The following is a 21,883-nucleotide window of genomic DNA, read 5'->3' as shown; positions in this document are numbered from 1 at the left end:
TGTATTCCTCATACGGGCACCACCAGTCGATGCTGGCCGCCCAAAAAAACAAAACGGTGGCGCGGGACGCTCCCGGGCCACCGTCGCAAAGACACGCCGGACACCGAAGCGTCCGGCCCACGCATTACAGCGTACGCGCCACCTCGGTGATCTCGTAGACCTCGAGTTGATCGCCTTCCTTGACGTCGTTGAAGTTCTTGATCGACAGGCCACATTCGAAGCCTTGCTTCACTTCCTTCACATCGTCCTTGAAGCGCTTGAGCGAATCCAGCTCACCCGAGAAGATGACCACGTTGTCACGCAGCACCCGCACCAGCGAATTGCGCTTGACGAAACCGTCCAGCACCATACAGCCTGCCACCGCGCCAACCTTCGGCACGTGGAAGACCTGGCGCACCTCGACGAGGCCCGTCGACTCTTCGCGCTTTTCCGGCGACAGCATGCCGGACATCGCCGCCTTCACCTCATCCACAGCGTCATAGATGATGTTGTAGTAGCGGATGTCGATGCCTTGATGCTCGGCCAGCTTGCGGGCGCCCGCATCGGCTCGCGTATTGAAACCGATGATGACGGCCTTCGACGCAGTTGCCAGATTGACGTCCGACTCGGTAATGCCACCCACGGCGGCGTGCACGACCTGCACACGCACTTCGTCGGTCGACAGCTTCTGCAGCGAGTGCACCAATGCTTCCTGCGAACCCTGAACGTCTGCCTTGATGATCAGCGGCAGCGACTTCACGTCGCCTTCGCTCATCTGCTCCAGCATGTTCTCCAGCTTGGCAGCCTGTTGGCGCGCCAGCTTCACGTCACGGAACTTGCCTTGGCGGAACAGCGCGATTTCGCGGGCCTTGCGCTCGTCCGGCAGCACCAGCACTTCTTCACCGGCGCCAGGCACTTCGGACAGACCCTGGATTTCCACCGGGATCGACGGACCGGCTTCCTTCGCAGGCTTGCCGTTTTCGTCGAGCATGGCGCGCACGCGGCCATAGGCAGTGCCTGCAAGCACCACGTCACCGCGCTTGAGCGTGCCGCTCTGCACGAGCACCGTCGCGATCGGACCCTTACCCTTGTCCAGCTGGGCTTCCACCACCAGGCCCTTGGCCGGCGCTTCAACCGGCGCCTTCAGTTCCAGCACTTCCGCCTGCAGCAGCACGTTCTCCAGCAGGTCATCGATGCCTTGGCCGGTCTTGGCGGACACGGGAACAAACGGTGCATCGCCACCGTACTCTTCCGGAATCACGCTTTCTGCCACCAGTTCCTGCTTGACGCGGTCCGGGTTGGCTTCGGGCTTGTCGATCTTGGTGATGGCCACCACGATAGGCACGCCAGCAGCCTTCGCGTGCGAAATCGCTTCCTTCGTCTGCGGCATGACGCCGTCGTCCGCCGCCACCACCAGGATCACGATGTCGGTCGCCTTGGCACCGCGCGCCCGCATAGCCGTGAACGCTTCATGACCCGGCGTGTCCAGGAACGTGATAACGCCACGCGCCGTCTCGACGTGATAGGCACCGATATGCTGCGTGATGCCGCCAGCTTCGCCCGCCGCCACCTTGGCGCGACGGATGTAGTCAAGCAGCGAGGTCTTGCCGTGGTCGACGTGACCCATCACGGTGACGACCGGAGGACGCGTCTCAGCCTCGACGTTGGTTTGTTCTTCCACGCCCTCCACCAGCAGCGCTTCAGGATCATCCAGCTTGGCTGCGACCGCCTGGTGGCCCATTTCCTCGACCACGATCATCGCGGTCTCCTGGTCCAGCACCTGGTTGATCGTGACCATCTGGCCGAGCTTCATCATCTGCTTGATGACCTCGGCGGCCTTCACGGACATCTTGTGGGCGAGATCGGCCACGGAGATGGTTTCCGGCACATGCACTTCACGCACTACCGGTTCGGTCGGGGCCTGGAAGGCGTTGCGGTTATCGTCGCCGTGACGATTGCGGCCGCCCTTGGAGCCGGCGCGCCAGCCATCAACGCCACCACCGGTGTCGCCACGCGTCTTCAGACCGCCACGCTTGCCGCCGCGGGAGTCATCTTGCCAATTGCCGGACTTGCCACCGCGACCACCCTTCTTGTCGCCGGCCGGTGCCGCAGCTGGCGCGGCAGCAGGCGCCGCAGCTGCCTTCTTCGCAGCCGGTGCGGTACGCGTTTCGCCGGCCGCCTTGACAGGCTTGTGCAGCGTGCCAGATTGCTCGGCCTTCTTGACCTCTTCCGCCTTGCGCTCCGCCGGCGTCTTCAGAACGCGGGCCGGGGCGCTCATCATTTCGCGAATGGCGCGGGCTTCAGCCTCGGCTGCTTCACGGCGCTTGCGCGCAGCGTCTTCTTCAGCCTTGATCTTGTCAGCAGCGGCACGCGCTTCTTCAGAAGCCTTCTGGGCCGCTTCACGCTCGTTTGCCAGACGCGCTGCGTCTTCCTCGGCCTTACGCCGCGGGGCCTCGTCGGATGCTTCAGCGGCAGCACGCGCAGCAGCGGCTTCCTCTTCCGCCTTCTTGGCGGCGAGTTCAGCCTGGCGCTTCTGCTCAGCTTCCGCGGCTTCCTGTCGGGCACGGCGCTCGGCTTCCTCGCGCTCCATCGCTTCCTGGCGCGCCTTCAGCTCGGCTTCTTGACGGGCCAGTAGTTCGGCCTGACGACGTTGTTCTTCCTCTCGGCGCGCGATCTCTTCAGCATCGACCACCGGGGCAGCCGGCTCGGCTTCCGCTTCTGCGGGTACCCCGCTCGGCTCATCACGTTTGACGAGCACGCGCTTCTTCTTGACTTCCACTTGCACGGTGCGCGTCTTGCCGGTGGCATCCGCTTGGCGGATTTCACTGGTTTCACGCTTGGTGATCGTGATTTTTTTGCGCGCGCCATCCTCGGCACTGCCGTGGGCTCGCTTGAGATAGTCGAGCAGACGGGTCTTGTCCGATTCGGTGATGACGTCTTCCGGCGTCGCCTTTTGCACGCCCGCGGCCTGCAATTGTTCCAATAGCGCGGATGCGCTACGGTTCAATTCGCCAGCGAGTTGGGCAACTGTTGTGCTTGCCATTCAAACCCTTTCGATGCTTGGTTTTAAGTGAGATTGCGAGAAACGATCAACGCTTGGTCGCAACGTCACGAAAACCAGTGTTCACGCGCCTTCATGATCAGCGCCTTGGCCTGTTCTTCGTCGACGCCGGTCATCTCGACCAGTTCGTCCACGGCCAGCTCAGCCAAGTCGTCGCGCGTCTGGATGTTCCCCTCGGCCAGCTTGCCGATCAGCTCCGGGGTCAGCCCTTCGAGGTCGCGCAGGTCTTGCGACACCTTCTCGACCTTTTCTTCCTTCGCCAGCTCCATCGTCAACAGCACGTCGCGGGCGCGGTTGCGCAGCTCGTTGACAGTGTCTTCGTCAAACGCTTCGATCTCGAGCATTTCCTGCAGCGGCACATAAGCCACCTCTTCGAGAGAGCTGAAGCCCTCTTCGATCAGGATGTCCGCGACCTCTTCGTCCACGTCCAGCTTTTCCATGAACAGCTTGCGGACCACGGAGCTTTCCTCGGCCTGCTTCTGCGCGGATTCCGCCGGCGTCATGATATTGATCTGCCAGCCGGTCAGCTCGGACGCCAAACGCACGTTCTGGCCACTGCGGCCAATGGCCACGGCGAGGTTCTCCTCGTCGACCACCACGTCCATGCTGTGCTTTTCTTCATCCACAACGATGGACTGGACCTGCGCAGGCGCCAGCGCGCCAATCACGAACTGCGCCGGATCTTCAGACCACAGCACGATGTCCACGGCCTCGCCGCCGACCTCGTTGCGCACCGCCGTCACTCGTGTGCCACGCACGCCGACGCAAGTGCCGATCGGGTCGATGCGCTTATCGTGCGCCACCACCGCGATTTTCGCACGCACGCCTGGATCACGTGCGGCCGCCTTGATCTCCAGCAGGCCTTGCTCCATCTCCGGCACTTCGTTTTCGAAGAGCTTGATGAGGAACTCGGGGCACGTGCGTGAAAGCTCGATCTGCGGGCCGCGTGCGGTGCGGTCGACATTCAGGATATACGCGCGGACACGGTCACCCGTGCGCAGGTTCTCCTTGGGGATCATCTGATCGCGCGCCAGCAGCGCCTCGACGCGACCGGACTCGACGATCAGACCCTTCTTGTCGGCACGCTTGATCGTGCCGGTCATGATCTTTTCGCCGCGATCGAGATAATCGTTCAGGATCTGCTCGCGCTCGGCATCGCGAATGCGCTGCAGGATGACCTGCTTGGCCGCCTGCGCACCGATACGGCCGAATTCGACCGACTCGATCTGCTCTTCAATGAACTCATCGACGTTGACGTCAGGGTCCTGTTCCTTGGCTTCGAACAGCAGAATCTGCTTGTCCGGTTCCTGCAGACCTGCATCGTCGGGAACGACAAGCCAGCGACGGAACGTTTCGTGTTCGCCAGACTCGCGGTCGATCGCCACGCGCACGTCCACGTCTTCTTCAAAGCGCTTCTTGGTCGCCGAAGCCAGCGCGGCTTCCAGCGCACCAAACACCACATCCTTGTCGACGTTCTTTTCGCGCGCAAGCGCATCGACGAGCAACAGAACTTCGCGGCTCATTGCTTGTTCCCTTTGTTTCGATTTCCTTTGAAGTCCAGCACGGGTACCAGCCGGGCACGATCCAACTCGGCCAGCGTGAATTCCAGCAGCGCCGGGCCATCCTTGCCCTCGAATTCGAGGCCAATCCGTTCTTGGCCGGGCTCCCCCGTCAGACCTTGAATAAATCCGGTGAAATTCTTTTGCCCGCCAACCGGCAGGCGCAACGTCACTTTAGCCTCGAGGCCAGCGAATCGCGTGAAGTCAGCCAACGTGCGCAGCGGCCGATCCAGGCCAGGCGAGGACACCTCAAGCCGCTCGTAGTTGACGTTTTCAACTTCGAACACGCGCGTGAGCTGGTGGCTCACCTTCTCGCAATCCTCAATGACGATGCCGTTTTCCGCCTGATCGATATACACGCGCAGCAATCCAGCCGGCGCGCGTTCCACTTCCACCAGCTCGTAACCCATGGCGGTGAGGGTTTTTTCAATCAGATCAGTCAGATGCACGTTTTTCCTGAAGAATTTCCCGGTGTTGCCAACCTGCCGAAGCAAAAAAAAATGGGCGCAATGCCCATATCCTTCGCCCATCTTCTGCGGGATGACTTTTGATTAGACTCGTATTGTAATGCGTCTCCGGGCAAAACGCAAAATATGCCCGGAGAGATTGCAGACGCCGGCATCATGACCTATACGTCACAACGCCGGCCGTTTCAACGCTTGCCGCCGCGTTTGCCACCGCCACGCGGTGCCTTGTTGCCGCCGGGCATGCCGCCGGCCTTTCCGCCGCGCTTGTTGCCAGGCCCGCGGTTGCCGTCCACCAAGCCGCCACGACCCTCGGCGCGACCACCCATGCGGCCTCGTGCTGTAAGCGTCGTGGGGCCGCCGACGTTGATGTATCCCATCGACGTCTGCATCGGATCCGGCTGACGCGGGGCCGACTGCCGGCGCTGGGCCGGCGCTGCTCGGTTACCGTTTTCAAGGCCAAATCCGCGCGACTGGAAGTTTGCCTCGCCCGTAAAGCCGGATGACATCGGCCCCATCAGGACCGGCGCCGGCTCCCGGCGGCGGTTGCCTTGACGATTCTGGCCGGCGGAGCTCTGCGCAGGCACCTTCATACCCAGGTTGCCCATCAGCGTGCGTACGTCGTCAGCCGACACCTCCTGCCAGCGCCCGCGTTTCAGGCCACGCGGAAGAACAAAACTGCCGTATCGCGTACGGATCAGGCGCGACACCGTGAGGTTGACGGCCTCGAACATACGGCGCACTTCGCGGTTGCGCCCCTCGGTCAGGGCCACATGGTACCAATGGTTGACACCCTCACCGCCACCATCGACGCAGCGCAGGAAGTTGGCCTCGCCGTCCTGCAACTGGACGCCGTGGAGCAGCTTCTGGCGATCCGCCTCCGGCAGTTCACCGAGCGTGCGGACCGCGTATTCGCGCTCGACGCCATAGCGTGGATGCATGAATCGGTTCGCAATGTCACCGGAGGTCGTGAAGATCAGCAGACCTTCAGTGTTGAAGTCCAGGCGGCCGACCGCAACCCACTTACCGGTCTTCATGCGCGGCAGGGCGTCAAACACGGTCGGACGACCTTCCGGGTCGGACTGGCTGACGATTTCCCCGGCAGGCTTGTGGTACAGCAGCACGCGTGGCGGCTTGCTGGGCAATTTGCGCTGAATCAGCTTGCCGTTCACGCGCACCTGGTCAGTCGCGAGAATGCGCTGACCGATGTGCGCCGGCAGTCCGTTGACGGAAACGCGGCCCTGCAGGATCAGATCTTCCATGTCACGGCGCGAGCCGAGACCGGCGTCGGCCAGGATCTTGTGCAGCTTGGGAGCATCGTCCTCGGAAGTAAGCTCGCGCACCTTGGTCGGCTGCGATACTGCGCCACCCGCGTCGGTTTCGGAGTCATACGCACCGGAAATGACGTACTTGAAGACATCTTCCGCGCCCTTTCCGCCCGTGCCTGAACGATGCTGCGCGCCCGGCTTGGTTTGCTGCTTGCCCCCGCGGCCCTGGCCTTTGCCACGACCCGCGGCGGCATTCTTGTTGCCGCCGCTGTCAGCGCGCTCGCCTGCTGGCTGGCCTTCGCCCGGGCGGCGGCGGTTCTTGCCGAATCGGCCACGCGGGCCACGTCGCTCGCCTCGTTCGCCTTGGGTTTCCGCAGAAGCACCCTCGGCGGGTACGGCGGCTTCTTGCACCCCCTGCACCTCAGCCGGGGCGCCTTCCTTCGGTTTGCGCGCACGTGGGTTGCGGCTCTTGCGCGGCTGGGCCGGCGGACTGGCATCGGCAGAGGCAGGCTCGCCAGTGGCCGCATCCGCTTCAGCGCGGCCATCCTGCGACTGGCGGCGCGACCCTACCAGGTTGCGCAGTCCGCGACGCAGACCTTTGCGGCGCGGCGCCTGCGATTCTGCGCCATCGCCGTCCTGTCGGGGCGTCGAAGCGTCCGCCTCGTGCGGCATACGTGTATCCATGGAATCTGGCTGAGTACTCACAACGTCTTTCAATTCAGAAGGGTTCGGGCCAAGCGCCGGTCGGGGACCGGCTTGGCATTAGGAGTGTTCGTTTGGGGAACCGGATGATGGCTCGGCCAGCGCCCTACGTTCGTCTTCGGGGGTTGTCTCACTCGCCTCGGGCGGAGCAGCAGGCACCGTCTGCAGTGGCGAGCCCGGATCAGCGGGCTCTTTAAATGTTCCGCTCGCAGCCGCCACTTCGGCGCCCGACATAGGCGCAACGGCTTGCTCGGTTTCGGCCGCCACCAGCAGCTCGGCGCCTTCAGCCGGTGAGGCCACAGCGCCCTCGGCAGCAGGCTCGTCGTTCACAAGCGCCGTCAGCTGATCCACTGCGATGGCGCCGCCCTCAAACTCGATCGCGCCCTGCTCCAGCAAGCTGGCCTGCGCCTGGGCACGCGCGTCTTCGAGGGGCGGCAGTTCGTCCAACGAACGCAACCCAAGGTCATCAAGGAACTGCTTGGTAGTGGCATACAGTGCCGGGCGCCCGGGCACGTCGCGATGACCAATCACCTCGATCCAACCGCGGTCTTCGATCTGCTTGATGACCTGCGTATTGACCGTGACGCCGCGGATATCTTCGATATCCCCCCGTGTGACGGGCTGACGGTAGGCAATGATCGCCAGCGTCTCCATCACGGCGCGCGAGTACTTGGGCGGCTTTTCCGGATGCAACCGGTCAAGATACACACGCATCTCGGGACGGCTCTGCAGACGCCAGCCCGAAGCCAGTGCAACCAGCTCGACGCCGCGATCAAGCCAATCCTGGCGCAGCTCTTCGAGCAGCACGCGGATGGTGTCCGCGGAAACTTCTTCGTCGAACAGCTTGCGCAAGTCATTGACTCGCAACGGGTCCTGCGCACAAATCAGCGCGGTCTCGAGGACGACTTTCGCCTCTTGGGTATTCATCGGGTTGAACGGTTCGTCATTGCTCGCGCGCGGCCGGTCGCCGTCACGCTTGAAGTTTGTCGTTCCGCCGCGACGCACGCGGCATATCTGAATGCATGTCGCCCGCCCGGGCCAAGCGCGCAAACGCCGTGAAGCCTTGCACCGGAACGCAGTGGGTGAGCCCAAAAAAAAGGCCGGAGGAGCGAGTTGATCCGGTGCCAGTCAGGCACCACAAGGGCAATTTCTTCCGCCGCCATAGGGACGGATGCTGCACCGGGCGGCTACCGACAAAGGCTGGGGAGCTGCCCGACTCGACTGTCCAGGGCGGCATTACCACTGGATGGCGTCGCCTGAAGCCGCGCTTGGGATTGTTGATCTGCGCGGAAGGCGAGTCGAATTGCGTCTGATTGTAGGGCAATATCGCCTGGCGCCGCAACCGGGAAGATGCCCGAGTGCCCCGACCGCCCGGCGCCACGGCTGGCATGTCCTTCAACGGCTCACAGGACGAGACAGAAACCGTGTGCGTTAAGCATCTCTGGCAACCAGGCAGCGCACACCAGCCCCCAGGTTCCGAACCCGGTGATGATGACCCCTGCGGCGCCGCGAGCCCATCGCTGGCGGGATAGCCCGCGCAACCAGCCAGCCAGGCCTGACATCATCAGCAGATTCGGCAGCGTACCCGCCCCGAAAGCGAGCATCACCACCGCCCCGGACGCCGCGTTGCCTGCCAGCAACGCAACAGCAAGCGCGCCATAGACCATCCCGCAGGGCACGAGTCCCCAGGCGAGCCCGATGACATACCGTCGAACCAGCGGGTGTGCGGCGCGAAATCCGCCGCCCAACCGGGAGGCCAAGGCCGACAACTTGCCCGACAGGCGGCCCAGCATGCGTTCCAGCCCCGGAGCACGCCATGCATCCCCCGTCGCGCGCAGGAGCAGCAGCAGACCGTACGTCAACAGCAGCGCGCTGGCCAGCGCAAACAGACCACGCTGGATCGGCAGCCATTGCTGGCGCCACACGGTGGCACCAAGCGCCCCCATCGCTGCGCCCAGCGATGCATACGTCGTCAGCCGCCCGGCATGCATGATCACCTGCTCGAACCACAGCCGACGACGCGACACGATACGCACGGAGACCCCGCCCTTCTCCGCGGCGAGTGCGATCCCGCTGCACATCGCCAGGCAATGGACCCCGCCAAGCAGCGCGATCAAGAAAACACTCAGAAGCACAGCGGCACTCATCTTTGTGATGCTCTTTTGATATGGGCTAAGGTTATTGACCGGCTTTCGGGAATTAAGCGCATTTCACGCGATTCACCACATCGGAAACGTCCGATAAGCGCAAGGTCATCGTTATAATAAAGCGCAGCTGCACCATAAGAATTTCCTACTTCACCAACTCGAAAGTCATTCGCCCCCACCCGTGCTTACACGAATCGCACTTTCCGACCAAGCCTCGCGTTGCTCCACTTGTGTACTCGGGCAAATCTGCCTGCCAGTGGGAATGAATTCGGACGATGTACGCAAAATGGATGAGCTGGTGTCGGAGCGCATCCGCGTCAAGAAGGGGCAAACGCTGTATGCCCTCGGCGAACCTCTCGAGGGCGTCTATGGCATTCGTTTCGGTACGCTCAAGACCCACCTCACCCTCGAGGACGGCCGTCATCAGATCACCGGCTTCCATCTGCCGGGCGAGATTGTCGGACTGGATGGCATCGGCGACATGCGGCACGTGTCCGACGCCACTGCCCTGGAAGACACCGAAGTCTGCGTGGTCCGCTATGACCAGTTGCAGCAGCTCTCACGCCGACTCCCTTCGTTGCAGCATCAGTTCCTGCGCCTGATGAGCAAGGAGATCTCACAAGATCACCAGATGCTGCTGACGCTCGGTTCGATGCGGGCCGAAGAGCGTCTGGCCGCTTTCCTGCTCAATCTGTCCAAGCGCTCTGCCCAGCGCGGGTATTCTTCGACGGAGTTCGTGCTGCGCATGAGCCGCGAAGAGCTTGGCAGCTACCTGGGCCTGAAGCTCGAAACCGTCAGCCGCTTGTTCTCGCGCTTTGCCGAGGCGGGTCTGATCCAGATCCGCCAGCGACACGTCAAGCTGATCGACATGGCCGGCCTGCGCCACGTGATGAGCGGCCAGGCCAGCTGAACCGTCTGCCTGCATCCGCTCAAACGAGCGGATGCTCGTGCGCCTCCAACTTGCCGATGCCAGGCGACACATACAGCGTGAGCGCGCTGGATAGGCCACACAGCAGCCAGAACACAAAGAACGACACCGTGTAGACCGCTTCGGCCGACACGGTGATCTGTTCACCAAAAAAGCGCAGGTCTGCCGGATCCACCACCGCGAAGACCACTAGTTCGGCCAGCGCGGCGCTCAAGAACGCCGGCCACAAGATCCACATCAGCAGTCGGCGTTTCATCGGACCTCCCCGTGAGCGGCTTGGGCCGGCACGGTGACGCTCTTCTCCACGACCAGACCGCGCCGCACAACGTTATCCTGGATGACCGGATCGGGATGCGAGATCGCCAGCCAGATGGTGACGCCGCATCCGATCATGGCGACGAGCGGGCCGGCCATGAGCAGCCACGGCCAGGGCTCGCGCCACCACGGCCGGGCTTGAGCGGAAGATTGCGTTGCGTGCATCGTTGCCTCCTGTTGGGGATGCCGCGTCAACGCGGCACGATAAAGCTCGACGGCTCGCGCAGCACGAGACTGTCGCCGTCGCCGTCGCCGTCCGCCTGGATGACGAAACGGATCTTGTGTGAGCCAGGTGGCACGTCGTCGGCTGGACGGCGTACCAGCACCGGCAGCAGCCGATTGGCCGCCGGAGCCAACTCGAGGGTCGTCGATTCTCCGCGACCGCCAAGCACCTGCAGTTCCGGCAGGCCTTCGGCCGTGACGGTGACGCGAACCGGATGTTCAGACGCATTCATCAGCTGCAGGCGATAGACGTTTTCGATCTTGTCGCCATCCACCTCACGCGCCAGCGCACCGCGATCTCGAATCACGTCCACCTTGAGCGGCTTGCGCATCGCCAGCGCGGTCACGAAACCGGTGGTGAGCACCAACATGATCGCGGTATAGATCAGCACGCGGGGGCGCAGCAAATGCCGCCGCGCTTCCTTCGGACTCAACCGATCCCGCATCGCCCGCTCGGATGTGTAGCGGATCAGGCCGCGCGGATAGCGCATTTTGTCCATGACCTGATCGCACGCGTCAATGCAGGCGCCGCAGCCGATGCACTCATACTGCAGGCCCTGGCGGATATCGATACCGGTCGGGCACACCTGCACGCAGATGCTGCAGTCCACGCATGCGCCCAGACCTTGCGCCGCGAAGTCGGCGTTGCGAGAACGGCTGCCGCGCGGCTCGCCACGCTGCGCGTCGTATGTGACGACGTAGGTATCGGGATCCACCATGACGCTCTGGAAGCGTGCGTATGGACACATATACCGACAGACCTGCTCACGCATGAAACCGGCATTGCCCCACGTTGCAAACGCGTAAAAGAGCATCCAGAAGGTCTGCCACGGACCGAGCGAGAGGGTCCACACCTCCATGCCCAACTCGCGGATCGGCGTGAAGAAGCCGACGAACGAGAAGCCGGTCCACAGTGCAATCAGGACCCAGGCTGTATGTTTGGCGGCTTTCAAGCGGAGCTTTCTCGGGCTCCAGCGCTCTCCATCCAGGCGGATACGGGCAAAGCGGTCACCTTCGATATGCCGCTCGATCCACATGAAGATCTCGGTGTAGACCGTCTGCGGACAGGCATAGCCGCAAAACAGCCGTCCCGCGACCGCCGTGAACAGAAAGAGGCCGAGCGCCGACAACACCAGCAGCAGCGTCAGGTAGATCACGTCCTGCGGCCACAGCACCAAACCGAACAGGTAGAACTTGCGCGCACCGAGATCGAACAGAACCGCTTGACGCCCATGCCACTGCAGCCACGGCAGGCCGTAAAAGACGGCCTGCGTCGCCAGCACCAGCCAGACGCGCCAACTCGCGAATGCACCCGTCACCGCGCGCGGATAGATCTTCCGGCGCACCTCATAGAGCATCTGCTCCGTCGGTGCATCTTCGGCGCCCGCCGCCGAAGTGGCGGGCGTCATGGGGCGCCAGGCAGGTTCTTGGTCGCTCATTGCTGGGCGCTCGGGTTAGTGTTCGACAGGCCCCACACGTAGGCAGCCAGCATACGGATCTTCTCAGGCGACAGCAGGTTCTCGTGCGCGGGCATGGTGTTGTCACGACCCTTGAGAATGGTCTCGACGATCGTCGCCTCCGCGCTGCCGTAGAGCCACACGCGGTCGGTCAGATTCGGCGCGCCAATCGCCTGGTTACCCTTGCCTGTGGCTGTGTGGCACGCGGCGCAGACCGTCTTGAAGGTCGGCTCGCCACGCGCTGCCTTGATGGGGTCATACGACAGGCCCGACAGCGAGCGCACATAGTTCGCGACATTGACAGCCTGATTGCCGTCCACCACTGCGGCCAACGATGGCATGACGCCATGGCGGCCCTTGGTGATGGTGGTCAGAATCGTGTCCGGATCCCCGCCGTAGAGCCAATCGGTATCCGTCAGGTTGGGAAAACCCTTCGCACCGGCGGCATCCGAACCGTGGCACTGCGCGCAGTTATTCAGGAACAGGCGCTGGCCGATCTCGCGTGCCTGCGGGTCCGCGGCGATCTGCTTGATATCCATGCTGGCGTAGCGCGCATAGAGCGGACGTACCTTCGCATCGGCTTCCGCACGCTGCGCAGCCAACTCACCGCGCGTGGAAAAGCCCAGCACGCCGCCGAATGAACCCAGGCCCGGGTAGAGGATCAGGTACGACAAGGCGAAGATGCACGACAGCAGGAACATCCACATCCACCAGCGAGGCAGCGGGTTGTTCAGTTCACGCAGATCGCCGTCCCACACGTGGCCCGTGTCCTCGCCGGCGCCATGGCCCGGCGCGACCTGAATGCGCCGCTGGGAGAACAGCAGCCAGACACACCACACGATGCCGACCAAGGCGATCGCCGCGATGTAATACCCCCAAAACTCCGAAATGAAGTCGCTCATGATTCTGTGTCCTTATTGATGCGGGCGCGACGCGTACGTGCGTGCACCGGCGACCTCGGCTTCATCAGGCAGCGAGAACGGCAGCATGGCCGATTCCTCGTTGGCGGCGCGACGATGCGCCGAGAACGCCCACCAAGTGATGCCCACGAACAGCACCAGGAAAACGGCTGTGGCGATTGCGCTCAGCATGGCCATGACTCACTCCTTGGCGGCGACAGTGGCAGGCGACGCGGTCGGCGCGCCGGCAACATCGCGCAGGTTGCGCATCTCGACGCCGAGTCCTTGCAGATACGCCACCACGGCATCTTCTTCAGTCTTGCCGGCGAGCTGTTCGCGCGCACCGGCGATCTGCGCATCCGTGTACGGCACGCCGAGCTTGCGCAGGACCCGCATCTTCTTTTCGATGTCGCTGTTGTCCAGCGGTGTCTTCGACAGCCACGCATAGGAAGGCATGTTCGACTCGGGCACCACCTCACGCGGATCGCGCAGGTGGATACGGTGCCAGTCGTCCGAGTAGCGCTGGCCGACGCGTGCCAGATCCGGACCGGTACGCTTCGAGCCCCACAGGAACGGGTGGTCGAACACCGATTCGCCGGCCAGCGAATAGTGGCCATAGCGTTCGGTTTCAGCCCGCAGCGTACGAACCTGCTGCGAGTGGCAGCCGACGCAGCCCTCACGGATGTAGATATCGCGCCCGGCCAGCCGCAGCGGCGAATACGGCGCGATGCCCTTGACCGGTTCGGTCGTGGAGTGCTGGAAGAACAACGGCACGATCTGCACCAGACCGGCGATGCTGACCACGATGAGCGTCATCACGATCAGCAGACCGATATTCTTTTCCAGCGTCTCGTGCGTGAAGAAGCGATTGTTCGATTGATTGCTCATGTTCGTCTCCTCACTGTGCCGCGACCAGCGGAGCCTGCGCAGGTTGAGGAATTGGTGCGTCGACCGCCTTGTTGCCCTGGATCGTCTTGAACACGTTGAAGGCCATCAGCAGCATGCCGCCCAGGAAGCACAGGCCACCCATCAGACGGATCACGTAGAACGGATACGTTGCCTTCACTGCCTCGACGAAGCTGTAGGTGAGCGTGCCGTCCGGCTCGGTGGCACGCCACATCAGGCCCTGCATCACACCGGCGACCCACATGGCGGCGATGTAGAGGACCACCCCGATCGTAGCCACCCAGAAGTGCACTTCGATCAGGCGCGTGCTGTACATGCGCTGCTGGCCGAACAGGCGCGGAATCATGTAGTACATCGAGCCGATGGTGATCATCGCGACCCAGCCGAGCGCGCCGGAGTGGACGTGACCGATGGTCCAGTCCGTGTAGTGCGACAGCGCGTTGACGGTCTTGATCGACATCATCGAACCCTCGAACGTCGCCATGCCGTAGAACGACAGCGCCACCACGAGGAACTTCAGGATCGGATCGGTGCGCAGTTTGTGCCAAGCGCCCGACAGGGTCATGATCCCGTTGATCATGCCGCCCCACGACGGCGCCAGCAGGATCAGCGAGAACACCATGCCCAGCGACTGCGCCCAGTCCGGCAGCGACGTGTACTGGAGGTGGTGCGGGCCCGCCCACATGTAGGTGAAGTTGAGCGCCCAGAAGTGGACGATCGAGAGCCGATACGAATAGATCGGACGCTCGGCCTGCTTGGGCACGAAGTAGTACATCATGCCCAGGAAGCTGGTGGTCAGGAAGAAGCCCACGGCGTTATGGCCGTACCACCACTGCACCATCGCGTCCTGCACGCCTGCGTAGGCCGAATACGACTTCCACATCGTCACCGGCAGTTCGGCGTTGTTGACGATATGCAGCAGCGCAATCGTGAGGATGTAGGCGCCGAAGAACCAGTTCGCCACGTAAATGTGCTTGGTCTTGCGCTTGAGGATGGTGCCGAAGAACACGATGGCATAGACGACCCAGACCAGCGTGATCAGGATGTCGATCGGCCATTCCAGTTCTGCGTACTCCTTGGAGCTGGTGTAGCCCAGCGGCAGCGTGATGACAGCAGCCACGATCACCGCCTGCCAGCCCCAGAACGTAAAGGCCGCCAGCGTGTCGGAAAGCAGCCGGACCTGGCAGGTACGCTGCACGACGTAGTACGAAGTGGCAAACAGCGCGCTGCCGCCAAACGCAAAGATGACGGCATTCGTATGCAGCGGCCGCAACCGGCCGTACGTCAGCCAGGGTACGCCGAAGTTCAGTTGCGGCCAGATCAACTGGGCCGCGATCAGCGCACCGACCGCCATACCAACGATGCCCCAGACGATCGTCATGATCGAGAACTGGCGAACAACGCGGTAATTGAAGGTCTGGGTGTGCTGCAACGCGCTGGATGATGCCATGCTTGCTCCCCAAGGTAGTTGGTTTGATGCGGTCATGTTAAGAATCGGGCGACCTCGGGGTCTTGACGTGCGTCAAGGCACCCCGGCCATTGTGGTTAAGCAGTTCAATCGCGCGGCGTTGTGTCGCGCGCAGGGGTATCCGGATCCAGCAAAATCGATTCAGCGGGCGCTTTCAGATCGTCGTACTGACCCGAGCCGACCGCCCACCACAGGGCGCCCACAATCGCGGCCACCGCCATCAGCGACAGTGGAATCAGCAAGAACAGTGTTTCCATCTCCCCTCCTAAACCGCCCGCGACAAACGCCACGCGTTAAGTGCCACCAGCAGCGACGAGACCGACATGCCGATGCCCGCCTCCAGCGGCGACAGCCACCCCAGGGTGGCGAGCGGAATGCTGATAGCGTTATAGGCAAAGGCCCAGCCCAGGTTCTGGCGCACCACGCGCAATGTGCGACGTCCGATCGATATGGCTTCGCTGATGGCTGGCAGGCGCGGCTCGGTCAGGATCGCGTCGGCGCCGGCCTGCGCGAGCGGTGCGCCAGTGCCAATGGCGATCGACACCTGCGCCTGCGCGAGCAATGGCGCGTCGTTGATCCCATCGCCCACGGCCAGCACGCGAGCGCCGTCTGCCTGCAGCTCGCGCACGTAGGCGCGTTTGTCTTCGGGGCTGGCACCGCCGATGGCGTGGTGGATGCCGAGGCGCTTGGCCCACCAGTGGACAGTCTCGGGGGCGTCCCCGGACACCAGGTGCAATCGCAGGCCTTGGGCTCGGAGCGCATCCAGGCAAGCCGGCGCGTCGCTACGCGGCGTATCCGCCAAGGTGAAGCGTGCGAGCGGCCGGCCGTCACGGCCGAGCCAGATGGTGGTGCATGCAGCCGCCGGGGGAACGTCCTCCATCGGCGCCTCACTGCAATAGCGCGTCGACACCACAGGCTGATCTACATAGCGCGCGGCGGCGAACGATCGCGTCCCAAGACGTACGGATTGCGCGTCGATCTGCACATGCACGCCCTGCCCCGGTACGTTCGTGGCGCGCCCGACAGCCGGCAACGCCAGCGCGGCCGGTGCAGCCGCCCGCAGGGACTGCGCGATCGGATGATTCTCCGCCTGCTCCATCGCGCAGGCCATGGCCAGACAGGCCTCGGCATCCACCTCCGCGTAGGTCTCGATGCTCAGCAACCGCAGGCGCCCTTCAGTCAGCGTACCGGTCTTGTCCAGCAACACATCCGTCACGGCGGCCAGGCTTTCGATGGCATGCCCTCGCGTGACGAGCACGCCGCGCCTCGCCAGCACGCCACTCGCCGCTGCCAGCGCAGCAGGTGTGGCCAGCGACAGCGCGCACGGGCAGCTCACCACCAGCACCGCCACCGTGACCGCAAAGACACGGGCGGGGTCAATCCACCACCAGACAATCGCCGTCAGCAGCGCCCAGCCCAGCAGAACGGCCACGAAGCGGCCTGCCACGCGATCGGCGAGCTCAGCCATGCGGGGCTTGTCGTTCAAGGCGCGGTCGAGCAACTCGACGATCGCGGCCAAGCGTGTCTGCGTGCCCACGCGGTTCACCCGCATGCGGACCGCACTGACCACGTTATAGCTTCCGGCCAACACCGTCGCACCCGCGCTGCGTGGACGCGGCACGCTCTCGCCGGAGAGCAGCGACTCGTCGATTTCGGACTCGCCCTGCTCGATGACACCATCGGCAGGAAGCACCTCCCCTGCCCGGACTTCGACGCAATCCCCCGCGCAGAGGGCGGCAACGGGGATGGTCTCGACCGCGCCGGAGTCGCCGTCGATCCGGCGGCAGGTCGCAGGCAACTGCCGCACCAGGGCCTCCGCGCCTGATGCGGCGCTCTGCCTGGCTCGCAGTTCCAGGTAACGCGCCGCCAGCAGAAACGCCACGAACATCGTGACCGAGTCGAAATAGGTCTCGCCGTGGCCCCGCAGTGTGGCGACAACACTGGCGATGAACGCCGCACCGATGCCGAGCGCCACCGGCACATCCATGCCAACGTGGACGTGGCGAACCTGTCGCCACGCACTGCGAAAGATTGGGCCTGCCGAGACCACGACCACCGGCGCCGTCAGAACCAGGCTGGCCCACTGCATCAGGCGCGTCTGATTGAGTGGAATCTCGCCGCTGTATAGGTACACCGGCCACGCGTACATCATGACTTGCATCATGCCGAGCATGGCAATGCCCAGACGGATGAGCAGGCTGCGGCGCTCGCGTGCCTCGGCGGAGCGGCGCGCGGATGGCTGGTCTGGCCAGGCCTGGTAGCCAACATCGGCGATGGCGGCAAACACGTCGGACAAACGCATGGCACCCGCATCGCCAACTATCCGGACGCGCTCGGTCGCGTAGTTGACGGTGGCTTCACGTATGCCCGCCACGCGCGACAGGGCGCGTTCGATCAGCCAGACGCATGCGGCGCAACGCATGCCGCTGACCGCCAGGGAAAGGTCTTCGGTGCCATCGTTGCGCGCACGCACAAAGCGCTCGCGCATGACAGGCAGATCATAGGTCGCCCATACGGCTTCGGCTTCGGCGCGCTGCTCACCATCAATCGGCTTGGCGAAGGCGATCGGGCCATCGTAGACATGCCCCATGCCGGAGGCGTGCAGCGTCTGCGCGACGGTCTGGCAGCCTGCGCAGCAGAAATCGCGGGCGTGCCCAGCAATGTCGCCGCGGAGGGCAGTGCCCGCATCCAGGGCCGTGCCGCAGTGGTAACAGGTGACGTGCGACGCGCGCGAGCTGCCGGCTGCAACCGGCGAGCCGGAGCCAACGGCCGAAGGGGCCGGAAGATTGGGGGCGAGTGTCGTCGTCATTATGGGGTGATGCTAGCCAGCAACCCAAAAGCCGCTCTTGACGCGCGTCAATCACGGCCCATTAAAAATTCGACGGAATAAGCGACTTTCACGCCACTCTAGGCAACTACCGGCCCTCCCGCAAAAAAATACGCCGCCTATAGTGATAGCCGCACCAGGCAAACAGGAGGGCGTCGTGGCAACCGAATTCAGCTTGTACAACGTTCACTGCGAGTGGGGAGAGCATGGCGCATCCGCGCTGGCGCCGCATTGCGATGCGGTCATCGTCGTCGACGTGCTGTCCTTCTGCACCTGCGTGGACATCGGCGTAGCGCGCGGCGCACGCATCTACCCCTACCCATGGCGGGACGGCAGCGCCGAAATCTTCGCCCGCCGGGCGGGCGCCATGCTGGCCGGCACCAACCGCGGCCAGCCCGGCTACACGCTGTCGCCGGCGTCCCTGCGCGAGCTGCCGATAGGCAGCAGCCTGGTGCTGCCGTCGCCCAACGGGGCGACGCTGGCGCTGGCCACCGGATCAACGCCGACATTTGCCGGCTGCCTGCGCAACGCGCGCGCAGTGGCCGAAGCTGCGTCGCGGCTGGGCCGGCGGATTGCCGTAGTGGCTTCCGGAGAACGCTGGCCCGACGGCAACCTGCGCCCCGCCCTGGAGGACTGGCTGGCCGCTGGTGCCATCGTCCATCACCTGTCGGAAACGGTTGCGGGCTTCCTGCCGCAGGCCCTATCGCCCGAGGCGCTTGCCGCCCGCGCCATCTACCGTGAGGCCTCGCAAACCGGCATGATGAAAGCGTGGCTGCTCGACTCAGTGTCGGGCCGCGAGCTGTGTGAACGCGGCTTTGCGGAGGACGTGGCAATCGCTTCGCAGACCGATGTGAGCCATATCGCGCCCATGCTGGTGGAGGGCGCGTTCCGCAACGTCAATCGCAAGAACGAATCCGTCACCCACGACTTCCTGGGCGGGAGCCTGCGGCCGTCGCCGTCCGCCCATCGCAACCCGCCGCTTTCGCATTAGACTGGCAAGCGGTAATCAGGTCAGCGACGTGTCGAACTCGCGACGAGGCGCCTCGAGGTACTCCCGCGATTGCATCTCGATGATGCGCGAGACCGTGCGGTGGAATTCATTGGCCATCTGGCCTTCCACATACAGCTCGTCGGCGGGCACCTCGGCAGACATCAGCAGCTTGACCTTGTGGTCGTAGAACACGTCGATCAGCCACGTGAAACGGCGCGCCTCGGAAGCCATGCGCGGTGTCATTTTTGGCACGTCTGCCAGGATGACCGTATGGAAGCGCGAAGCAATTTCGAGGTAATCGTTCTGTGAGCGAGGCCCGCCGCACAGCGTCGCAAAATCGAACCACACCACGCCGCCTGCCTTGCGCTGGGCGCGGATTTCACGGTGCTCGATATGCAGCACCGGAGATTCATCCGGCACTTCCGCCACGGCAACGAACGCGTCGCGCAGCGCCGAGTTGGCCTTGGCGCCCAGGGGTGTGTGATACGCCTGCACCTGTTCCATCGCACGCTTGCGGTAGTCGATGCCGGCATCGACATTGAGGACGTCGAGCTTGTCCTGCAGCAGCGCGATGGCTGGCAGCACGCGGTCTCGATGCAAGCCGTCCGGATACAGCAGGTCTGGGCGATAGTTGGAGGTCATCACAAACTGCACGCCATTGGCAAAGAGCTGATCGAGCAGGCGGTACAGGATCATCGCGTCGGCTACGTCGCTGACGTGGAATTCGTCAAAACAGATCAGCCGGTATCGCTTGGCAATGCGGCGAGCCAGTTCATCGAGCGGGTCGGCGCGACCGCGCAGGTCTTCCAGCTGTCGGTGTACCTCGCGCATGAACTCGTGAAAGTGCAGCCGTGTCTTGCGCACCACGGGCACGCAGGCATAGAAGGCGTCCATCAGGAACGACTTGCCACGCCCCACCCCGCCCCACATGTAGACGCCACGCGGCAATTCCGGATGCACCAGCATCTTGCGCAGCGCGTTCGACCGCCGGGACTTGTAGCTGACCCATTCGTCGTAGCAATGCTGCAGGCGGTCGACGGCGCGCTGTTGCGCCTCGTCCGGCTGGTAGCCGCGCACCTTCAGTTCCTTGAGATAGGTTTCCTGGACGTTCATCTGCGTGGGGCCAGCCTTTCGGTGGCCCAAATGGACCAATGCCCGGCAATCCTGCGGATTGGCCGGGCATCGTGCTTGCCTCGCGGCGAGCGATTACATGTTGAGCTGACGCTTGTCGACAGCCAGCGCGGCTTCGCGCATGACTTCCGACATCGACGGGTGCGGATGGCAGATGCGGCCGATGTCTTCGGCTGCCGCCTTGAACTCCATCGCGACCACGGCTTCGGCCACCAGATCCGAGGCGTTGGCAGCCACGATGTGCACGCCCAGGATTTCATCGGTCTTCGCGTCGGCGATGACCTTCACGAAACCGTCGGATGCGCCCATGCCAAGCGCACGGCCGTTCGCCATGAACGGGAACTGACCGGCCTTGGTCTCGCGGCCTTCGGCCTTGAGCTGCTGCTCGGTCTTGCCGACCCATGCGATTTCCGGGTACGTGTAGATGACCCACGGAATGCAGTTATAGTCGATGTGCGGCTTCTGGCCGACGATGCGCTCGGCCACGGCCACGCCTTCGTCTTCTGCCTTGTGCGCCAGCATCGGGCCGCGCACCACGTCGCCGATCGCCCACAGGTTCGGGAGCTTGGTCGCGCAGTGTTCGTCCACCTCGATAAAGCCACGCTGATCCGCCGCCAGGCCGATCGCTTCCAGGCCCAGGTTGTCGGTATTCGGCACGCGGCCGATCGACACGATCAGCTTGTCGCACTCCAGCACTTGCGCAGCGCCGGCAGCGTCGGTGTAGTTCACCTTCACGCCCTTGCCCGACGATTCGATCTCGCCGACCTTCACGCCGACATTGATCTTCAGGCCCTGCTTGGTCAGCAGCTTGTTGGCTTCCTTGGCAACGGATTCGTCAGCCGCACCGAGGAAGCTCGGCAGCGCTTCGAGAATCGTCACTTCGGCACCCAGACGGCGCCACACCGAACCCAGCTCCAGGCCGATCACGCCAGCGCCGATCACGCCCAGCTTCTTCGGCACTTCGCCAAACTTCAGTGCGCCTTCGTTATCGACGATGGTCACGTTGTCGACCTTCACGCCCGGCAGGTGGCGAGCCTTCGAGCCCGTGGCGATGATCACGTGCTTGGCGGTCACGACTTCCGTGCCGGCCTTGCCTGCGATCTCCACCTGATAGCCCGCGTCGGTCTTGCCGACGAACTTGCCGTGGCCCTTGAGCAGCGTCACCTTGTTCTTGCGGAACAGGAACTCGATGCCCTTCGTCATCTTGCCGACGATGTCGTCCTTGCGCTTGAGCATCTTGGCGACATCGACCTTCGCGCCTTCCACCGTGATGCCGTGGTCGGCCAGGTGGTGGTTCACGTTCTCGAACTCTTCCGACGAGGCCAGCAGCGCCTTCGAGGGAATGCAGCCGACATTCAGGCAGGTGCCGCCCAGGCGCGGCTCGCCCTTCGGATCGTCGTAGGCGTTGTCTTCGCAGCAGGCTACGTTCAGGCCCAGCTGGCCAGCGCGGATGGCGGCGATGTAACCGCCGGGGCCGGCGCCGATCACCAGCACGTCAAATTCTTTGCTCATGGAGAAATCCTCGATTCGGACGCCGCCGCACAGCGTGGGCGGCGTCT

General features: G+C 63.7%; 19 protein-coding genes. 2 read left to right on the top strand and 17 right to left on the bottom strand.

What is annotated here, in order from left to right:
* Positions 1-124: 124 nt before the first annotated feature.
* The 6 genes from infB to R2N03_RS17910 form a co-directional block, all read right to left on the bottom strand.
* Positions 125-3,022 carry a translation initiation factor IF-2 gene (gene infB / locus R2N03_RS17935; protein WP_316659176.1) on the bottom strand — a complete coding sequence of 966 codons (2,898 nt, stop codon included), beginning with the start codon at positions 3,020-3,022 and terminating at the stop codon, positions 125-127.
* Between the two features lie 65 nt (positions 3,023-3,087).
* A complete protein-coding gene (gene nusA, locus R2N03_RS17930; RefSeq protein ID WP_316659175.1) occupies positions 3,088-4,563 on the bottom strand; it encodes a transcription termination factor NusA in 1,476 nt (491 codons plus the stop codon).
* Positions 4,560-5,048, bottom strand: coding sequence for a ribosome maturation factor RimP (gene rimP, locus R2N03_RS17925; RefSeq protein WP_316659203.1), 489 nt, complete (start codon positions 5,046-5,048; stop codon positions 4,560-4,562). Before rimP ends, nusA begins: the two co-directional genes overlap by 4 nt.
* Positions 5,049-5,251: 203 nt before the next feature.
* Positions 5,252-7,003 (bottom strand): 23S rRNA pseudouridine(2605) synthase RluB, encoded by a 1,752-nt coding sequence (gene rluB / locus R2N03_RS17920; protein WP_316659202.1) that lies wholly within the window; start codon positions 7,001-7,003, stop codon positions 5,252-5,254.
* 90 nt (positions 7,004-7,093) lie between these two features.
* Positions 7,094-7,960: an SMC-Scp complex subunit ScpB gene (scpB, locus tag R2N03_RS17915; protein ID WP_316659201.1), complete on the bottom strand. Its 867-nt coding sequence runs from the start codon at positions 7,958-7,960 to the stop codon at positions 7,094-7,096.
* 476 nt (positions 7,961-8,436) lie between these two features.
* Positions 8,437-9,180: a sulfite exporter TauE/SafE family protein gene (locus R2N03_RS17910; protein ID WP_316659174.1), complete on the bottom strand. Its 744-nt coding sequence runs from the start codon at positions 9,178-9,180 to the stop codon at positions 8,437-8,439.
* Positions 9,181-9,361: 181 nt separating this feature from the next.
* On the opposite strand from R2N03_RS17910, the gene fnr reads away from it, so the two are divergent.
* Complete coding sequence (gene fnr, locus R2N03_RS17905; protein WP_316659173.1) at positions 9,362-10,090, top strand: fumarate/nitrate reduction transcriptional regulator Fnr; 729 nt, start codon at positions 9,362-9,364, stop codon at positions 10,088-10,090.
* A 19-nt stretch (positions 10,091-10,109) separates the two neighbouring features.
* Here fnr and R2N03_RS17900 read toward each other — a convergent pair whose 3' ends face one another.
* The 9 genes from R2N03_RS17900 to R2N03_RS17860 form a co-directional block, all read right to left on the bottom strand.
* A complete protein-coding gene (locus R2N03_RS17900) occupies positions 10,110-10,364 on the bottom strand; it encodes a hypothetical protein (RefSeq protein ID WP_316659171.1) in 255 nt (84 codons plus the stop codon).
* A complete protein-coding gene (locus R2N03_RS17895; protein WP_316659170.1) occupies positions 10,361-10,588 on the bottom strand; it encodes a FixH family protein in 228 nt (75 codons plus the stop codon). Before R2N03_RS17895 ends, R2N03_RS17900 begins: the two co-directional genes overlap by 4 nt.
* Positions 10,589-10,614: 26 nt before the next feature.
* The gene (gene ccoG / locus R2N03_RS17890; RefSeq protein ID WP_316659168.1) at positions 10,615-12,084 is read right to left on the bottom strand and encodes a cytochrome c oxidase accessory protein CcoG; all 1,470 of its coding nucleotides are present in this window, start codon (positions 12,082-12,084) and stop codon (positions 10,615-10,617) included.
* Complete coding sequence (gene ccoP / locus R2N03_RS17885) at positions 12,081-13,004, bottom strand: cytochrome-c oxidase, cbb3-type subunit III (RefSeq protein ID WP_316659167.1); 924 nt, start codon at positions 13,002-13,004, stop codon at positions 12,081-12,083. The genes ccoG and ccoP overlap by 4 nt, the downstream gene beginning before the upstream one ends.
* 12 nt (positions 13,005-13,016) lie before the next feature.
* Complete coding sequence (locus tag R2N03_RS17880; protein WP_316659166.1) at positions 13,017-13,199, bottom strand: cbb3-type cytochrome oxidase subunit 3; 183 nt, start codon at positions 13,197-13,199, stop codon at positions 13,017-13,019.
* A 3-nt stretch (positions 13,200-13,202) separates the two neighbouring features.
* The gene (gene ccoO / locus R2N03_RS17875) at positions 13,203-13,889 is read right to left on the bottom strand and encodes a cytochrome-c oxidase, cbb3-type subunit II (RefSeq protein ID WP_316659165.1); all 687 of its coding nucleotides are present in this window, start codon (positions 13,887-13,889) and stop codon (positions 13,203-13,205) included.
* A gap of 10 nt (positions 13,890-13,899) precedes the next feature.
* The gene (gene ccoN, locus R2N03_RS17870) at positions 13,900-15,357 is read right to left on the bottom strand and encodes a cytochrome-c oxidase, cbb3-type subunit I (RefSeq protein WP_316659164.1); all 1,458 of its coding nucleotides are present in this window, start codon (positions 15,355-15,357) and stop codon (positions 13,900-13,902) included.
* Positions 15,358-15,461: 104 nt separating this feature from the next.
* Entirely contained in the window at positions 15,462-15,632 is a 171-nt protein-coding gene (gene ccoS, locus R2N03_RS17865) for a cbb3-type cytochrome oxidase assembly protein CcoS (RefSeq protein ID WP_316659163.1), read from the bottom strand.
* 8 nt (positions 15,633-15,640) lie between these two features.
* The gene (locus R2N03_RS17860) at positions 15,641-18,184 is read right to left on the bottom strand and encodes a heavy metal translocating P-type ATPase (RefSeq protein ID WP_316659162.1); all 2,544 of its coding nucleotides are present in this window, start codon (positions 18,182-18,184) and stop codon (positions 15,641-15,643) included.
* Between the two features lie 175 nt (positions 18,185-18,359).
* Between R2N03_RS17860 and R2N03_RS17855 the strand changes: the two genes are divergently transcribed.
* Positions 18,360-19,193 carry a 2-phosphosulfolactate phosphatase gene (locus R2N03_RS17855; RefSeq protein WP_316659160.1) on the top strand — a complete coding sequence of 278 codons (834 nt, stop codon included), beginning with the start codon at positions 18,360-18,362 and terminating at the stop codon, positions 19,191-19,193.
* 15 nt (positions 19,194-19,208) lie between these two features.
* Here the strand turns inward: R2N03_RS17855 and zapE are convergent, their stop codons facing one another.
* Positions 19,209-20,306 (bottom strand): cell division protein ZapE, encoded by a 1,098-nt coding sequence (zapE, locus tag R2N03_RS17850; RefSeq protein WP_316659159.1) that lies wholly within the window; start codon positions 20,304-20,306, stop codon positions 19,209-19,211.
* A 93-nt stretch (positions 20,307-20,399) separates the two neighbouring features.
* Positions 20,400-21,836: a dihydrolipoyl dehydrogenase gene (gene lpdA, locus R2N03_RS17845; protein WP_316659158.1), complete on the bottom strand. Its 1,437-nt coding sequence runs from the start codon at positions 21,834-21,836 to the stop codon at positions 20,400-20,402.
* Positions 21,837-21,883: the final 47 nt, after the last annotated feature.

The organism is Ralstonia condita (genome assembly GCF_958405655.1).
GTDB classification, from domain to species: Bacteria; Pseudomonadota; Gammaproteobacteria; order Burkholderiales; family Burkholderiaceae; genus Ralstonia; species Ralstonia condita.
The sequence above is the reverse complement of the archived record's forward strand: the minus strand, read 5'-3'. Positions and strand labels throughout refer to the sequence as shown.

What these genes read in the sequence shown, in the direction of transcription:
- R2N03_RS17900 (WP_316659171.1), bottom strand. Translation starts at nt 10,364, where the DNA reads ATGAAACGCCGACTGCTGATGTGGATCTTGTGGCCGGCGTTCTTGAGC.
- ccoS (WP_316659163.1), bottom strand. Translation starts at nt 15,632, where the DNA reads ATGGAAACACTGTTCTTGCTGATTCCACTGTCGCTGATGGCGGTGGCC.
- R2N03_RS17860 (WP_316659162.1), bottom strand. Translation starts at nt 18,184, where the DNA reads ATGACGACGACACTCGCCCCCAATCTTCCGGCCCCTTCGGCCGTTGGC.
- zapE (WP_316659159.1), bottom strand. Translation starts at nt 20,306, where the DNA reads ATGAACGTCCAGGAAACCTATCTCAAGGAACTGAAGGTGCGCGGCTAC.
- ccoN (WP_316659164.1), bottom strand. Translation starts at nt 15,357, where the DNA reads ATGGCATCATCCAGCGCGTTGCAGCACACCCAGACCTTCAATTACCGC.
- ccoG (WP_316659168.1), bottom strand. Translation starts at nt 12,084, where the DNA reads ATGAGCGACCAAGAACCTGCCTGGCGCCCCATGACGCCCGCCACTTCG.
- ccoP (WP_316659167.1), bottom strand. Translation starts at nt 13,004, where the DNA reads ATGAGCGACTTCATTTCGGAGTTTTGGGGGTATTACATCGCGGCGATC.
- infB (WP_316659176.1), bottom strand. Translation starts at nt 3,022, where the DNA reads ATGGCAAGCACAACAGTTGCCCAACTCGCTGGCGAATTGAACCGTAGC.
- ccoO (WP_316659165.1), bottom strand. Translation starts at nt 13,889, where the DNA reads ATGAGCAATCAATCGAACAATCGCTTCTTCACGCACGAGACGCTGGAA.
- scpB (WP_316659201.1), bottom strand. Translation starts at nt 7,960, where the DNA reads ATGAATACCCAAGAGGCGAAAGTCGTCCTCGAGACCGCGCTGATTTGT.
- R2N03_RS17895 (WP_316659170.1), bottom strand. Translation starts at nt 10,588, where the DNA reads ATGCACGCAACGCAATCTTCCGCTCAAGCCCGGCCGTGGTGGCGCGAG.
- lpdA (WP_316659158.1), bottom strand. Translation starts at nt 21,836, where the DNA reads ATGAGCAAAGAATTTGACGTGCTGGTGATCGGCGCCGGCCCCGGCGGT.
- R2N03_RS17880 (WP_316659166.1), bottom strand. Translation starts at nt 13,199, where the DNA reads ATGGCCATGCTGAGCGCAATCGCCACAGCCGTTTTCCTGGTGCTGTTC.
- rluB (WP_316659202.1), bottom strand. Translation starts at nt 7,003, where the DNA reads ATGCCGCACGAGGCGGACGCTTCGACGCCCCGACAGGACGGCGATGGC.
- R2N03_RS17910 (WP_316659174.1), bottom strand. Translation starts at nt 9,180, where the DNA reads ATGAGTGCCGCTGTGCTTCTGAGTGTTTTCTTGATCGCGCTGCTTGGC.
- nusA (WP_316659175.1), bottom strand. Translation starts at nt 4,563, where the DNA reads ATGAGCCGCGAAGTTCTGTTGCTCGTCGATGCGCTTGCGCGCGAAAAG.